The 15,355-nt window shown below is 63.2% G+C and carries 15 protein-coding genes; all 15 read right to left on the bottom strand.

Annotated elements, in window-relative coordinates:
• Positions 1 to 20: 20 nt before the first annotated feature.
• Positions 21 to 509, bottom strand: coding sequence for a GNAT family N-acetyltransferase (locus MUW49_RS14725; protein ID WP_244812913.1), 489 nt, complete (start codon positions 507 to 509; stop codon positions 21 to 23).
• Positions 510 to 654: 145 nt separating this feature from the next.
• Positions 655 to 1,620 (bottom strand): lipoyl synthase, encoded by a 966-nt coding sequence (gene lipA, locus MUW49_RS14720; protein WP_244812912.1) that lies wholly within the window; start codon positions 1,618 to 1,620, stop codon positions 655 to 657.
• Positions 1,621 to 1,705: 85 nt separating this feature from the next.
• A complete protein-coding gene (gene lipB, locus MUW49_RS14715) occupies positions 1,706 to 2,398 on the bottom strand; it encodes a lipoyl(octanoyl) transferase LipB (protein WP_010673755.1) in 693 nt (230 codons plus the stop codon).
• Between the two features lie 93 nt (positions 2,399 to 2,491).
• On the bottom strand, positions 2,492 to 2,755 hold the full coding sequence (ybeD, locus tag MUW49_RS14710) for a DUF493 family protein YbeD (RefSeq protein ID WP_010673756.1): 264 nt from the start codon (positions 2,753 to 2,755) through the stop codon (positions 2,492 to 2,494).
• Between the two features lie 279 nt (positions 2,756 to 3,034).
• Complete coding sequence (locus tag MUW49_RS14705) at positions 3,035 to 4,264, bottom strand: D-alanyl-D-alanine carboxypeptidase family protein (RefSeq protein ID WP_010673757.1); 1,230 nt, start codon at positions 4,262 to 4,264, stop codon at positions 3,035 to 3,037.
• A gap of 165 nt (positions 4,265 to 4,429) precedes the next feature.
• Positions 4,430 to 5,359, bottom strand: a complete 930-nt coding sequence (locus MUW49_RS14700; RefSeq protein ID WP_244812911.1) for a septal ring lytic transglycosylase RlpA family protein — start codon at positions 5,357 to 5,359, stop codon at positions 4,430 to 4,432.
• Entirely contained in the window at positions 5,301 to 6,299 is a 999-nt protein-coding gene (mltB, locus tag MUW49_RS14695; protein ID WP_244812910.1) for a lytic murein transglycosylase B, read from the bottom strand. The genes MUW49_RS14700 and mltB overlap by 59 nt, the downstream gene beginning before the upstream one ends.
• Positions 6,299 to 7,402: a rod shape-determining protein RodA gene (rodA, locus tag MUW49_RS14690; RefSeq protein ID WP_010673760.1), complete on the bottom strand. Its 1,104-nt coding sequence runs from the start codon at positions 7,400 to 7,402 to the stop codon at positions 6,299 to 6,301. The genes mltB and rodA overlap by 1 nt, the downstream gene beginning before the upstream one ends.
• Complete coding sequence (gene mrdA / locus MUW49_RS14685) at positions 7,399 to 9,312, bottom strand: penicillin-binding protein 2 (protein ID WP_010673761.1); 1,914 nt, start codon at positions 9,310 to 9,312, stop codon at positions 7,399 to 7,401. The genes rodA and mrdA overlap by 4 nt, the downstream gene beginning before the upstream one ends.
• A gap of 64 nt (positions 9,313 to 9,376) precedes the next feature.
• On the bottom strand, positions 9,377 to 9,844 hold the full coding sequence (rlmH, locus tag MUW49_RS14680) for a 23S rRNA (pseudouridine(1915)-N(3))-methyltransferase RlmH (protein WP_005298242.1): 468 nt from the start codon (positions 9,842 to 9,844) through the stop codon (positions 9,377 to 9,379).
• Positions 9,845 to 9,865: 21 nt separating this feature from the next.
• A complete protein-coding gene (gene rsfS / locus MUW49_RS14675; protein WP_010673762.1) occupies positions 9,866 to 10,207 on the bottom strand; it encodes a ribosome silencing factor in 342 nt (113 codons plus the stop codon).
• A 212-nt stretch (positions 10,208 to 10,419) separates the two neighbouring features.
• Positions 10,420 to 11,073: a nicotinate-nucleotide adenylyltransferase gene (gene nadD, locus MUW49_RS14670; RefSeq protein WP_010673763.1), complete on the bottom strand. Its 654-nt coding sequence runs from the start codon at positions 11,071 to 11,073 to the stop codon at positions 10,420 to 10,422.
• Complete coding sequence (gene holA / locus MUW49_RS14665) at positions 11,067 to 12,101, bottom strand: DNA polymerase III subunit delta (RefSeq protein ID WP_244812909.1); 1,035 nt, start codon at positions 12,099 to 12,101, stop codon at positions 11,067 to 11,069. The genes nadD and holA overlap by 7 nt, the downstream gene beginning before the upstream one ends.
• A 27-nt stretch (positions 12,102 to 12,128) precedes the next feature.
• Positions 12,129 to 12,611 (bottom strand): LPS assembly lipoprotein LptE, encoded by a 483-nt coding sequence (gene lptE / locus MUW49_RS14660; RefSeq protein WP_043153202.1) that lies wholly within the window; start codon positions 12,609 to 12,611, stop codon positions 12,129 to 12,131.
• Between the two features lie 112 nt (positions 12,612 to 12,723).
• Positions 12,724 to 15,300 carry a leucine--tRNA ligase gene (gene leuS, locus MUW49_RS14655; RefSeq protein ID WP_244812908.1) on the bottom strand — a complete coding sequence of 859 codons (2,577 nt, stop codon included), beginning with the start codon at positions 15,298 to 15,300 and terminating at the stop codon, positions 12,724 to 12,726.
• Positions 15,301 to 15,355 lie beyond the last annotated feature (55 nt).

Here is a 15,355-nt window from a genome sequence, read left to right as displayed (position 1 = left end):
TGGTGGCCCAATGAAGGTGCTCAATCCAGACGCTTTGCCATGTTGTAGCCCGTGATGGTGAAGCCCAGCGCCTGATAGAGCGCCAGTGCCCTCGGGTTGTCATGGGCCACCCTCAGCTTGATCTGGTGGATGCCTAGGGGGGCGAGCTGCGCTTCCAGGGCGGCCATGGCTGCCTTGCCGAGGCCGCGACCACGATGGGGCGGTGTCACATAGAAGTCGTAGATGAAGGTGGTGCCGGCGGCGGCGTCGATGGCGTGCCAGAGATAGCCCAGAGGTCCGCCCGGCGCGTTCGAGGCTTCAGGTACCATGGCGAGCAGGTGATGACCCGGGGTGGCGACACCCAGTGGCAGGAGCTGCTGCAATGAGGCGTCGGCCTGACGGTGGGCGTCAGGCAGCGCCATCCCGTGGTTGCTGGCAAGATCCTGGGCGTAATCCTCGATGAAGTAGTCGCGATAGGCGTGAAAGTCTGCGTCACGCAGGGGGATCAGGCGAACGGTGAGAGTCGACATCCGGAACAGCACTCCAGAGAAGGGGAGTGGCCACGTTACGCCAGAACGGCGCCAATCACAAAGGGACAACCGCTGCCTGCGAGGTGACGGCGATAAAAAAAAGAGCGCCCAGAGGCGCTCTTTTCTCTGCCAGCAGGAAAGAGGCTTATTTGACCTCTTCCCCCTTGGCTTGCAGGTCTGCGTGGTAGGAGGAACGCACGAAGGGACCGCAGGCGGCGTGGCTGAAGCCGAGATCCATGGCCACATCCTTGAGTTCGTCGAACTCTGCGGGCGGCACATAACGCTTCACCGGCAGGTGGTGGCGGCTCGGTTGCAGATACTGGCCCAGGGTCAGCATGTTGACGCCGTGCTCGCGCAGATCCTTGAGTACCTCGACGATCTCCTCGTTGGTCTCGCCAAGGCCCATCATCAGACCGGACTTGGTCGGCACGTGGGGGTGCATCTCCTTGATGCGGCGCAGCAGCTCCAGGGACCACTTGTAGTCGGCACCCGGACGGGCAACCCGGTACATGCGCGGGGCGGTTTCCAGGTTGTGGTTGAAGACGTCAGGCGGGGTCTCGCGGAACACCTCCAGCGCCTGCTCCATCCGGCCACGGAAGTCCGGGGTCAGGATCTCGATACGGGTCTGGGGGCTGTGCTCGCGGATCTGCTTGATGCAGTCGGCGAAGTGCTGGGCACCGCCGTCCCGCAGATCGTCGCGGTCCACCGAGGTGATCACCACGTACTTGAGGTTCATCTCCTTGATGGTGAGTGCCAGCTTCTTCGGCTCCTCCGGATCCAGCGGCAACGGACGGCCGTGGGCCACGTCGCAGAAGGGGCATCGGCGGGTACAGATGGCGCCCATGATCATGAAGGTCGCGGTGCCGTGGTTGAAGCACTCCGCCAGGTTGGGGCAGGAAGCCTCTTCACACACAGAGTGCAGCTTGTTTTTGCGCAGGGTGCTCTTGATGTGCTCGATCTTCTGGCTCGACGGCGGCAGCTTGATCCGCATCCACTCCGGCTTGCGCAGCACTTCCTCGTTGGGATCCGGCATGAATTTCACCGGGATCAGGGCCATCTTGTCGCCATCGCGCAGCTTGACGCCCGGCTCCATACGAACGGGTTTGCTCATGATTCACTCTCGGTGTTTGTTATTGTCTGGTTGACGGTCACCAGGGGCCTTGCGGCTCCCTCGTGACCACGGGGCATGGGGTTGCTCATGCCGCCTCTTCGGTATTCGTGATCTCTTGGTAGCCAATCAGGCGGGCCAGCTCCGTCACCAGCAGGGACTGTGCCTCGGCGACGCTCTGCGGGCCGCCCAGGGCGCTGGTCTGGGTCATGGCCATGCCCGCATAGCCGCACGGATTGATGCGCAGGAAGGGAGTCATGTCCATGTTGACGTTGAGGGCCAACCCGTGGAACGAGCACCCCTTGCGAATGCGCAAACCCAGGGACGCCAGCTTGGCTTCCATACCCAGATCGCTCTTCACGTAGACGCCCGGGGCATCGGCCTTGGCGTAGGCCTCGATATTGCTTTTGGCGAGCGTGTTGATGATGGCGGTTTCGAGGCAGGTCACCAGCTCCCGTACAGAGAGCTTGCTGCGGCGCACATCCACCAGCACGTAGAGCACCAGCTGGCCCGGGCCGTGATAGGTCACCTGGCCACCGCGATCACTCTGCACCACCGGGATGTTGCCGGGGGCGAGCAGGTGTTCGGCCTTGCCGGCCTGACCCTGGGTGTAGACGGGGTCATGCTCCACCACCCAGAACTCGTCCGGGGTGTCGGGGGTGCGATTGTCGGTGAACGCCTTCATGGCGTCCCACACCGGCTGGTAGGGGCGACGGCCCAGCTGTCTGACGAGCAGTTGGCCGGCTGACGGTTGTGGCTCGGCGGGCGTTTCGAGTGACATCTTTCCTCACTGGCGGCGCGGTGTCGGTACGGTCGCCGCTGCGACCGGGCGGCAAATAATCAGTCGCCCCGGTGGCGGGGCGAGAGAGGCAACTTACAGGACGTAACGAACCAGCTCGATCTTGCCAAGGGCGGTATACATGGCCTCGATGTGTTCCTTGCTCTGGGCGGTGACCGTCACCCGTACCGAGTGATAGTTGCCCTTGGAGCTCGGTTGAACGGTCGGGCTGTAGGTGCCGGGAGCATGTTGCTGCAGCACTTCCACCACCATGTCGGGCAGGGCGGGATCGGCCACGCCAAGCACCTTGAACGGGAACTTGCAGGGGAACTCCAGCAGTTCATCAAACTTGGTATTCATCTACTTCACCTTTCTGGGTCGCCGGGACGCGACGTCATCTTTACGTCTTTGAGGGCCGCCGAAACGGTCCCCTCATCTGCCCCCAGGGGACAGTTCCCAGTCTATATGGGCATGAGCCGCCTCGGGATCAAGACCTGGCGGTGCGGCAAGACGTGGAAATGCTGCTTTTTACCACAAATCGTCAGTCGGCGGAACCTGCAGATTACAGGGTTATTGACTGGACAGACCGCAAAAGACAGCAGCGGCGCCTGTTGGCGCCGCTGCTTGAGGAAGGGTCTGTTACTTGAACCAGCTGGAGACCAGCATGACCAGGTAATCCCACAGGCGGCTCATCAGGCCACCTTCCTGCACCTCTTCCAGGGCAACCAGGGGAACCTGCTTGATCTCCTTGTCCCCTTGCTTGAGGTACACGGTGCCGACGCGCTGGCCCTTGGCCAGGGGCGCCTTCAGCTCGCTCTCCAGCTGGAAGTCCGCCTTGAGGTTGTTGCCCTGGCCACGGGTGACCAGCACGGAGACGTCCTTGTCGACCCCCAGCTTCACTTCCGGCTTGTCGCCCATCCAGATCTTCTGGGTGACCAGTTCGGTGCCCGCCTTGTAGGGGGTCAGGCTCTGGAAGAAGCGGAAGCCGTAGGTGAGCAGCTTCTTGCTCTCGGCAGCGCGTGAGGCCTCGCTGTTGGCCCCCATGACCACGGCGATCAGGCGCATGCCTTCGTTGTTGGTGGCGGAAGAGACCAGGTTGTAGCCGACCTGGCTGACGTGACCTGTCTTGATGCCGTCAACCTGCAGGGATTGGTCCCACAGCAGGCGGTTGCGGTTGTGCTGGGTGATGCCGTTGAACACGAAGGACTTCTGGGAGTAGATCTTGTACTCCTCCGGCTGATCGTGGATCAGGGCCTGACCCAGGCGGGCCATGTCGCGGGCGGTACTGTAGTGGCCCTCTTCATCCAGGCCGTGGGGGTTCTTGAACTGAGAGTCCTTCATGCCGAGCTTGGCGGCCCAGGCGTTCATCAGGCTGGCGAAGGAGTCGGTGCTGCCTGCCAGGTGCTCGGCCATGGCGACGCAGGCGTCGTTGCCGGACTGGATGATGATGCCCTTGTTGAGATCATCGACGGAGACCTGCTTGCCCACCTCGATGAACATCTTGGAGGAGTCGGAGTAGTTCTTGGACCAGGCGTTCTGGCTGATGGTCACCATGTCGGTGCCCTTGATGTTCCCCTTGTGCAACTCGTCGCCGACGATGTAGGAGGTCATCATCTTGGTCAGGCTGGCGGGGGGCAGACGCTCGTCGGCGTTCTGCTCGGCCAGCACCTGGCCGGAGAAGTAGTCGATCAGGATGTGGGCCTTGGCGGAGATTTCGGGCGCGGCAGGCACCACCATGGGGGCGCTGTTCAAAGTGGGGACCGGCTGGGCACTCGGCAGGGCCGAATCCGGGGTCGGAACAGGCTGGTTGGCCTGAGCGGTGGCGCTTAACAGGGAGGCCAGAATAACGGAGCGGGCAAATTTGGACATCTTGAAATTCCTGGTGCCTGGATGGGATGTACCCAAGTTGAAAAAAAGCGGGCCCCACTATACCAGATGTGCGTGTCGGTCATAGTCCGAGATGCGACCTGGACGGGATTTTATGGGATGGCCCCCGACCTCGCGTCGTATCCCGGCGCGAGGTCGGGGCGGGTATCAGGGCACGATGAAGGCCTGCTCCAACCCACCCTGGCGTATCTGCTCGAGCAGGGGGGCCTGCTTGTCGCTGGCCACGGGCCCGAGCAGGACGCGGAAGACGGCGCCATGTGCCACCACCTGGTACGGCACGCCATAGCGCTGGGTCATCACCTTGCCCATGGCCTCGGCCCGCGCCTGCGAGCCGCTGGCAAGCACCTGGATCATCTTGCCCTGGGTCGCACCGGCCCTGGGAGGGGAGACGGTGGTGGTCGCCGTGGCGGCAGGAGCAGGAGCAGGCGCGGCCTTGGCCGGTGCCGTGGGGGCCGGCGTCTCGTTCACGAAGGAATTGGCTGCTGGCGCCGCAGGCTCCATGGGCGTCATCGGGGTCATGGGCACCATCTCCACCATCTGATCGGGCTGATCGGTGATGAGTTCGAGGCGCACCCGGGCCTCACCCCCTTCCACCATCTCCAACTGCGCGGCGGCGGCGTGAGAGAGATCGATGAGGCGATCGCTGCCGAAGGGGCCGCGATCATTGACGCGTACTATGGTCTCCAGACCGTTGTCCAGATTGGTGACCCGCACGTAGCTTGGCAGGGGCAGATTGCGGTGGGCTGCGCTGAACAGGGTGCTGTCCTGCACGTCACCGTTGGCAGTCTTGTTGCCGTCCAGATCCCGGGAGAGCCAGCTGGCAGTGCCTTCCTCGCTGTAGTGCTTGATGTCGCGCCACACCTCAAACTTCTGCTTGCCGATCCAGTAGTCCCGGTTGCCGCTCTCGCTCATGGGTTCGGGGCGGGGAATGGCGCCGGTCGCCTGGGGGATCTCGATGACCTGGGGCTTCTCCTGGGGGACGGGCTCCGGGGGCAGCGGCTGGGGTTCGGGTTGGCTGCTACAGGCGGCCAGCAACAAGGTCAGGCTGAGGGGAAGAAGTTTGTGGCTGTAATGCATAAGCGTCCTGGATTGCTTGACTGAGTTGATGCACCGCCATCGCATAGAGAGGGCTGCGATTGTAGCGGGTGATCACGTAAAAATTGTGGCGCGCGACCCAGTATTCCGGTCCTTCGGCCTGCTCCATCGCCAGCAGTTTTACCGGCGTCTCGGGTGACGGCGGTGTGGCGACTTCTATGCCCGCAGCGGCCAGCTCTGTCCAGCGGTGTCTTAGCTCGAGCTCGGGTGCAAGCAGGGTACCTACTGGCGCCAATCCGATCAAGGCGGGCTCCACCACCGGCTCGCCCCAGCGCCAGTGGTGCAGGGCGAAGTAGTTGGCCACGCTGCCGATGGCATCTGCCGGGTTGGCGAAGAGATCCCGCTTGCCGTCTCCGTCGAAGTCGACCGCGTAGTGACGGTAGCTGGAGGGCATGAACTGGCCCATGCCCATGGCGCCGGCATAGGAGCCCTTGAGATTGGTGAGCGGCCACTTCTCTTCCCGGGCAAGCAGCACCAGCTGGGCAAACTCCTTGGCGAAGAAATCCGCCCGTTCGGGGTAGTGGAATCCCAGGGTGTAAAGGCTGTCGAGCACCGGATGGCGCCCCATCTGTCGACCGTAAAAGGTCTCGATGCCGATGATGGCGACGATGAGGGAGGCGGGGACCTGGTAGGTCTGCTCGGCCCGTGCCAGGGTGGCGGCATGGCGCTGCCAGAATCCCACTCCGTCCCGGATGCGCTCCGGGGTGACGAACAGCGGCCTGTAGCGGTGCCAGGGCTTGGCTTCCCAGGGGCGGCGGATGGTGTCCAGCACCTCCTGGCGCAGGCTGGCCTGGGCGGCGGCGGCCTGCAACTCTGCCAGCGGCACCTGCTGCTGCTCGGCCAGCAGGCTGAGCCGGGCCGGCGAGACGGCAGCACCCGCCGTCAGGGTGCACAGAGATAGAGCCAGCCAGCCGAGCCGCATCAGGCGAGCAGCCGCCTGTGGGTCTGGATGGACATCAGAACGCCGAAGCCCGCCATCAGGGTTACCATGGAGGTGCCGCCGTAGCTCACCAGTGGCAGGGGAACTCCTACCACCGGCAGGATGCCGCTTACCATGCCCATGTTGACGAACACATAGACGAAGAAGGTCAGGGTCAGGGCGCCCCCCAGCAGGCGTTCGAAGCTGTTCTGGGCCTGCATGGAGATAAACAGGCAGCGGCTGATGATGTAGAGGTAGATGACCAGCAAGAGGGCCACTCCCACCAGACCGAACTCCTCGCTGAAGACGGCGAAGATGAAGTCGGTGTGGCGCTCTGGCAGGAATTCGAGCTGGGACTGGGTGCCTTGCAGCCACCCCTTGCCGAACACGCCGCCGGAGCCGATCGCAATCTTGGACTGGATGATGTGATAGCCGCGACCGAGCGGGTCCTTCTCCGGGTCCAGCAGCATCAGCACCCGCTGGCGCTGGTAGTCGTGCATCAGGAAGAACCAGAGTACCGGCATGAAGGCGCAGATGAGCAAGACCGCGAGCCCGATGAGCCACCAGCTGATCCCCGCCAGGAAGATGACGAAGAAGCCGGAAGCGGCCACCAGGATGGAGGTGCCGAGATCGGGTTGGGCCGCGATAAGCAGGGTGGGCAGCAGCACCATCACCAGGGCGATCATCACATGGCTGAACTTTGGCGGCAGGGAGTGCCGGCTGAGCCAGGCGGCCACCATGATGGGCATGGAGAGTTTCATCACCTCGGAGGGCTGGAACTTCATGAAGCCGAGATCGAGCCAGCGCTGGGCCCCCTTGCCGATATGGCCGAACACGTCCACCGCGATGAGCAGCAGCACCACCACCGCAAACAGGGGCACCGACCAGCGGGCATAGAGGGAGGGCGGCAGCTGGGCCATGCCGATCATCAGACCGAAGGCCAGGGCGCCGCGCACCAGCTGGCGCACGATGGAGTCGAGATCCTGGCCCGAGGCGGAGTAGAGCACCACCATGGAGAGGGCCATCAGGGTCAGCAGGCCGAGCAGCAGCGGCAGGTCGATGTGCAGCTTGTACCAGATGCTCTGCTGGCGGGCAGAATTACTCATTGGGAAACGACCTCACTCGGTTGGGACGGCTTTTCCGGTGCCGGTGGCAACTGGGGTTCCGGCGGGAGCAGATAGGCATCCAGCATGTGGCGGGCGACCGGTGCCGCCATGGCGCTGCCGCCCCCGGCGTTCTCCAGCACCAGGGCGACCACCGCCTTGGGTGCCTCGAAGGGGGCGAAGGCGACGAACAGGGCGTTGTCGCGGTGCTCCACCTTGGTGGTGGCCGCGTTGTAGACCTGGTTCTCTTTCAGGCCCACCACCTGGGCGGTGCCGGACTTGCCCGCCGCCTTGTAGGGGGTATTGGCGAAGGCGCGGCGCCCCGTCCCTTCGTGGCCGTTGATGACGCGCCACATGCCGTCCTTGGCCACCTGCCAGTAGGTATCGCTCTTGGCGGCGATGGCCACGTTCGGGTTGATGGGGGCGTTGACCACGCCATCGGAGGAGGCGGTGCTCTTGAGCAGGTGCGGCGTCACGTCGTGACCGTTCTGGGTCAGGATGCTGATGGCCTTGGCGAGCTGGATCGGGGTGGCGCTCCAGTAGCCCTGGCCGATGCCGATGGAGATGGTGTCCCCCTGGTACCAGGGTTGACGCCAGCGGGCCATCTTCCAGTCCCGGGAGGGCATGACGCCCCGGGTCTCTTCATAGAGGTCCACGCCGCTGTACTGGCCGAAGCCGAACTTGGTCATGTAGCTGTTGATCTTGTCGATGCCGACCCGGTAGGCGAGATCGTAGAAATAGGTATCCGCCGACACTTCGATGGCGCGATAGACGTCGAGCCAGCCGTGGCCCCAGCGGCGCCAGTCCCGGAACTTCTTGGTGGTGCCCGGGATGGAGAAGCTGGGCCCGCCGAAGTAGCGGTAATTGGGGGTGATCGCCCCCTCATTGAGCCCCATCACCGCCATCATGGGCTTGACGGTGGAGGCGGGGGCATAGATGCCCTGGGTGGTGCGGTTGACCAGCGGCCGGGCGGGATCGTTGAGCAGCGCCGAGTAGTTGGCGCTGGAGATGCCGGTCACGAACAGGTTGGGGTCGTAGCTCGGGCTCGACTCCATGGCCAGGATGGCGCCGGTGTTGGGCTCCATCATCACGATGGCGCCCCGGCGGCCGGCCAGCAGCTCCTGGGCTTTCAACTGCAGGCGGATGTCGATGTTGAGGTAGATGTCCTTGCCGGGCTCGGGGGGCTGGAATTTCAGGGTGCGCACCACCCGGCCGCGGTTGTTCACCTCGACCTCCTGATAACCCGCCACGCCGTGCAGCTGATCCTCGTAGTACTTCTCTACCCCCTGTTTGCCGATGTCCTTGGTGGCGGCATAGTTGGCGAGCTTCTCCTCCTTCTCGAGGCGCTCCACGTCACGGGTGTTGATCTTGGCCACGTAGCCCAGGGCATGGGTCAGGGTATCGCCGAACGGGTAGTAGCGCTTGAGGTAGGCCTCGATGCTGGCCCCCGGGTAGTTGTGCTGGTTGACCGAGAAGAGGGCGACCTGGTATTCGGTCAGCTTCTCGAACAGGGGCACGGGCTTGAAGCGGCGCTGACGTTTGACCTCGGCCAGGAACTTCTCCTTGGTCCCCTCCGGCAGGGCCAGCAGGGTGATGAGGTCGTCCGCGGTCTTCTCCAGGTTCTCGGTCTCTTCGGGCACGATCTCCAGGCTGTAGACAGGGCGGTTTTCCGCCAGCAGGACACCGTTGGCGTCGTAGATGAGGCCACGGGGCGGCGCCACCGGTACCACACGGATGCGGTTGTCGTTGGATCGGGTCTGATAAGTTTCGTAAGACTCTACTTGCAGGTAGTAGAGGTTAGCCAGCAGCACCAGCATGAGGGTGACCATGCCGATGTAGGCGACCAGGGTGCGCCGGAAGAACAGACGTCCCTCGGCACTGTGATCGCGCATTTCAATGCGATTCTTCAGCATGCCGTTACCTTGTGGCTGACGTGCGGGTGAGAGAGGAGAAATGCATGCTCAGGGTCGGCATGGGTCACTCTCTGTGATAAGGGTGATTGGTGGTGATGCTCCAGGCGCGATAGAGGCTCTCGGCCACCAGTACCCGCACCAGGGGATGGGGCAGGGTCAGGGGCGAGAGAGACCAGCTCTGCTCCGCGGCAGCCTTGCACTCGGGGGAGAGCCCCTCCGGGCCACCCACCAGCAGCGCCACATCCCGGCCATCCAGCTTCCAGGCTTCCAGTTGCACGGCGAGCTGCTCCGTGGTCCAGGGCTTGCCCGGAATGTCCAGGGTCACGATACGGGAGCGGCCGGCGGCGGCCAGCATGGCTTCCCCTTCCTTTTGCAGGATGCGGGGAATGTCGGCATTCTTGCCGCGCTTGCCTGCGCCGATCTCGACCAGCTCGAACGGCATGTCTTTGGGGAAGCGGCGACGGTACTCTTCGAAGCCATGCTCTACCCAGGCAGGCATCTTGGTGCCCACGGCAATCAACTGGATCTTCATCTTTGGTTACGCTGTCGCCCTTTATTGCGAATTGACCTGGGCGGCGCCGCTCCAGAGTTTTTCCAGCTGGTAGAAGTCGCGGTACTCATCCTGCATCACGTGGACGATGACCGACCCCATGTCCACCAGCACCCACTCACCGGTGAGTTCCCCTTCCACGCTCAGCAGGTCGAGCCCCGCATGACGGGCCTCGCTGGCGAGGTTGTGGGCGATGGCACTGACGTGACGATTGGAGTTGCCGGAGCAGATGATCATGGTGTCCGTGATGCTGGATTTGCCGCGCACATCGAGGGTGATGATGTCGCGGCCTTTCATGTCATCGATCTTGTCGACGATAAAGGCGAGCAATTCTTGGCCTTGCAATGTCTTCTCCTATCTTCCGGCGCCAGAGGGCGGCGGATTATATCATGGTCACTCCCGTTTCCCAGCCTGGCAAAGGGAGCATCGCCCGGGGAGGCGTCCCGTGGGGGAGGGGCCCCTTGACGATCACTATAGTGTGCAACCCGGCCTGGCAATAGTCAGGGCCGGGCCCGGTGCGCCCGGACGTGTCGGCTGATCCGCCTGCGTGGCGCCGTTTACTGCGTTGCCGATGAGCGGTAGAGCCCGTGGCGCCGGATATAGTCGGCGACCGGGTTGGGCAGCAGGTATTTGGGATCCTGGCCTGCCGCGAGCAGGGCACGCAGGCGTGTGGCCGACAGCTCGACGGGCAGGTTGTCACAAAGCCAGACATGACCGTGGCGCTGGCGATGGAGATCCTGAATGTCCCGGGTCTGGTGGCGGGCCAGCAGCTCGGCAACCTGGACGGAATAATCCGGTTGCCAGCCTGGGCGGCAGCTCACCACCAGATGGGCGTAATCGAGCAGCTCCTGCCAGCGGTGCCAGCCCGGCAGGCCGAGCAGGGAATCCATCCCCATCAAAAAGCAGAGCGGGGTGTCCGGCAGCTCGCTCCTCAACTCGACAAGGGTGTCGATAGTCCAGGAGGGGGTGTCGCGCCTGAGCTCCCGCTCATCCACCACGAATCCCGGGTTGTCCGCCGCAGCGAGCCGGACCATGGCGAGCCGCTGCTCGCTGGAGCAGAGCGGATTGGCCCGGTGGGGCGGGATATGGTTCGGGAGCAGGCGCACCTCGGCCAGACCCAGGGCGTCCCGTGCCTCGATGGCGGGCCTCAGGTGGCCGATGTGAATGGGATCGAAGGTGCCGCCGAGGATCCCGATGGGCGGTGTCAGCATGATTCCGTCTCCAGCAGGGGGAGCGGGGTACCGTCACGAAAGCCGAGGGCGATGGTTTGCAGCATCAGCCAGGCCTGTTCGGTGTCGAAATGGCGCTGGGCATGGTCCAGCTGGGCCATCAGTTGCCAGAGTTGCCGGATCTTGGGGAAGGGAAGCCGGGTCAGCGCCTGCTGGATGAGCTGCTGGCGGCTCTGCCAGATGCGCAGGCGGCTGAAATGCTCCACCAGGGGCTGTCCGGCGCGGGCGGCCAGCGCCAGCTCGGTGAGCTGCTCCAGCTCGCGGCACAGGGTCCAGGCCAGCATGCCGGGTTCGGTGCCCTCGGCGCGCAGGGCCAGCAGGATGCGCTGGGCCCGGTTCACCTTTCCTTCCAGCAGGGTATCGACGAGCTGGAAGGGAGTGAAGTGGGCGTGGCGGATGATGGTCTCCTGCAGATAGGCGACGCTGATGGGCTGGGGCGGCGAGAGCAGGGTCAGCTTCTCGATCTCCTGGCTCGCGGCCAGCAGGTTGCCCTCGTAGGCGTGGCACATGAAGTTGACCGCATCCGGCAGTGCCTTGAGGCCGAAGCGCTGAAAGCGGGCGCTCATCCAGCGCGGGAAGAAGCGGGGCTCGGGGTGGTTGACCGGTACATAGGTGCCGCTCTGGCTCAGCTTGTCGAACCAGGCCGCCTTCATCTGGGTCTGGTTGAGGCGGGGGCCCGAGAGCACCAGCAGCAGGTCGGGGTGGAGCTGCTTGCCAATGTCGCTGATGCGGGCGGCGAGATCCTTGTCGATCTTGGCGGGCAGCTCCAGCTCGATGATCTGGCGGGCCGAGAACAGGCTCATGGCCTGGCAGGCATCGTAGACCAGGTTCCAGTCCAGCCCCTGTTCCACCACGAAGCTGTGGCGTTCATCGAAGCCCTGTTTGCGAGCCACCTGACGCACGGCGTCGACAGCTTCCAGTTTGAGCAGGGGCTCGTCCCCAAAAATGAGATAGCAGGGCTTGAGCCCTGCCTTGAGATGATCCGCAAACTGCTCGGGATAGACTCTCATCAACACCCTCTCATCAAGATACGCGCATCAGAACTTGACCTGACTGAGCTGGCGAATAACCAGGTTGGCGGCCTGCTCCTGCATCTCCTTGCCCAGCTGCTCCTGCTCGCGGGAGGAGGCGAGTGCCGCATCCGGCTTGTTCAGGAAGCTGCGATTGAAGGTGATGGGGAAGACCTGGGTCGGTTTGCCCGGCATGACCACGGTGAACTGGGTGCTGTAACTGAGCAGGTATTCGCGGTCCTGGCCGATGGAGTCGACCGAGGCGACCTGGCTGCGGCTACGTACCCCGGCCAGGGTCAGCACCGGGATGCCCTCCTTGTCGGCGAGTTCGACGCCAGCGGCCTTGAGACGGGTGGTGACCAGTCGGTAGAAGTCGCTCTTGTTGTCACCGACCACTTTCATGGTCATCAGCTCTGGGGGAATGGCGGTGCCCCGCATCTGAAAACCGCAGGCCTGCAGCAGCAGTCCTGCCAGCACGATGGCCATCCAGCGCGTGAAGATGGTGCCCATAAAAAATCCTCTTTGCATGAAGGGAAGAGCGGCGGGCGCAGGGCCCGCCGTCATCATCCGTGTGTCGTCAGCCCCTGGCCCGGACCGTCGGCCGCCGCCAGGGGAGGCGTCATCAGTTGGCCACGATGTTGAGCAGCTTGCCCGGCACGTACACGACTTTGCGCACGGTCAGACCGTCAGTGAACTTCTGTACGGACGCATCGGCCATGGCCAGCTTCTCGACGTCGGCCTGGCTTATCTCGGCCGGTACGGTCAGTTTGCCGCGCATCTTGCCGTTGATCTGCACCACCACCAGCTTCTCGGTCTCGACCATGGCCGCTTCGTCAGCCACCGGCCAGGCCGCGACATCGATGTCCCCTTCCTTGCCCAGCATCTTCCACAGCTCGAAGCCGATGTGCGGGGTGATGGGGTAGAGCATGACCACGACCGCTTCCAGCGCTTCCTGCATCAGGGCGCGATCCTGAGCGTCACTGCCCAGTTTTGCCAGGTTGTTCATCAGCTCCATGATGGCGGCGATGGCGGTGTTGAAGGTCTGACGGCGACCCACATCGTCGCTCACCTTGGCGATGGTCTTGTGCAGCTCGCGGCGCACGGCTTTCTGGTCGCTGGTGAGGGCGGCGACGTCCAGTGCGGCAACGGCGCCACCGGATACGTGCTCGAAGGTGATGCGCCACAGGCGACGCAGGAAGCGCTGGGCACCTTCCACGCCAGAGTCGGACCACTCCAGGGTCATCTCGGCCGGAGAGGCGAACATCATGAACAGACGGACGGTATCGGCGCCGTAACGCTCCACCATCAGCTGCGGGTCGATGCCGTTGTTCTTGGACTTGGACATCTTGGTCATGCCGGAGTGCATCACTTCACGACCCTCAAGGTCGACAGCCTTGGTGATGCGGCCCTTATCGTCACGTTCCACCTTGACGTCGAGGGGGCTGACCCAGACGTTGCCGCCCTTCTCATCCTTGTAGTAGAAGGCGTCGGCCAGCACCATGCCCTGGCAGAGCAGGCGCTTGAACGGCTCGTCGCTGTTCACGAGGCCCGCATCGCGCAGCAGCTTGTGGAAGAAGCGGGCATAGAGCAGGTGCATACAGGCGTGCTCGATGCCGCCGATGTATTGATCCACCGGCAGCCAGTGGTTGGCAGCCGCCGGATCCAGCATGCCCTTGTCGTAGTCCGGGGAGCAGTAGCGGGCGTAGTACCAGGAAGACTCCATGAAGGTGTCGAAGGTATCGGTCTCGCGGAACGCTTCCTGGCCGTTATAAGTGGTCTTGGCCCACTCGGCATCGGCCTTGATCGGGCTCTGGATACCGTCCATCACCACGTCTTCCGGCAGCAGTACCGGCAGTTGATCTTCCGGGGTCGGCACCACGGTACCGTCCGCCAGGGTCAGCATGGGGATGGGAGCGCCCCAGTAGCGCTGACGGGAAACGCCCCAGTCGCGCAGACGGTAGTTGACGGTGCGCTTGCCCTTGCCGAGCCCTTCCAGCTTGTTGGCGATGGCATCGAAGGCACCCTGGAAGTCGAGACCGTCGAATTCGCCAGAGTTGAACAGCACGCCCTTCTCGGTATAAGCCGCTTCGCTCACGTCGGCGTCGCCATCAACCGGCTTGATCACCGCCTTGATGTCGAGGCCGTATTTGGTGGCGAATTCGAAGTCACGCTGATCATGGGCCGGAACCGCCATCACGGCGCCGGTGCCGTAGTTCATCAGCACGAAGTTGGCGACCCAGACCGGCACCTTGCGGCCATCCAGCGGGTGAATGGCGAAGAGGCCGGTTGCCATGCCCTTCTTCTCCATGGTGGCCAGTTCAGCTTCGGCTACCTTGGTGTTCTTGCACTCTTCGATGAAGGCGGCCAGCTCCGGATTGTCCTGGGCTGCCTGCAGCGCCAGCGGGTGACCGGCGGCGATGCCCACATAGGTCACACCCATGAAGGTGTCCGGACGGGTGGTGTAGACCTCGAGGTGCTCGGCCTGACCGTCGATATTGAAGCTGATGTTGACCCCTTCGGAGCGGCCAATCCAGTTGCGCTGCATGGTCTTGACCATCTCCGGCCAGCCTTCCAGATTGTCGATGTCGTTCAACAGCTCTTCGGCGTAGTCGGTGATCTTGATGAACCACTGGGGGATCTCTTTCTGTTCCACCGGGGTATCACAGCGCCAGCAGCAGTTGTCCACTACCTGCTCGTTGGCCAGCACCGTCATGTCGTTCGGGCACCAGTTGACGGAGGAAGTCTTCTTGTAGACCAGGCCCTTTTCGTAGAGCTTGGTGAAGAACCACTGCTCCCAGCGGTAGTAGTCCGGCTTGCAGGTGGCCAGCTCCCGATCCCAGTCATAGCCCAGACCCAGCATCTTCAGCTGGTTCTTCATGTATTCGATGTTTTCGTAGGTCCAGGGGGCCGGCGCCGTGTTGTTCTTGATGGCGGCGTTTTCTGCCGGCAGGCCGAAGGCATCCCAACCGATGGGTTGCAGCACGTTCTTGCCATTGAGCCGTTGATAACGGGAGATCACATCACCTATGGTGTAGTTGCGAACGTGCCCCATGTGTAGACGACCAGACGGATAGGGGAACATGGAGAGGCAGTAGAACTTTTCCTTGTCTACTTTCTCCACCGCCTTGAAGGTTTTCTTGGCATCCCAGTGCTTCTGCACTGCTGGTTCTATGGATTGGGGAACGTATTGCTCTTGCATTGGTGACATCCGGATCTGTGAAATGAATAGATAAAACGGCTGGGAAATCCCGATA

Origin of the sequence: Aeromonas sp. LsrichE-8G (assembly GCF_022869435.1) — a bacterium.
Classification (GTDB): domain Bacteria; phylum Pseudomonadota; class Gammaproteobacteria; order Enterobacterales; family Aeromonadaceae; genus Aeromonas; species Aeromonas caviae.
Note: the sequence above shows the minus strand (reverse complement) of the source record. Positions and strands in the feature narration are given on the sequence as shown.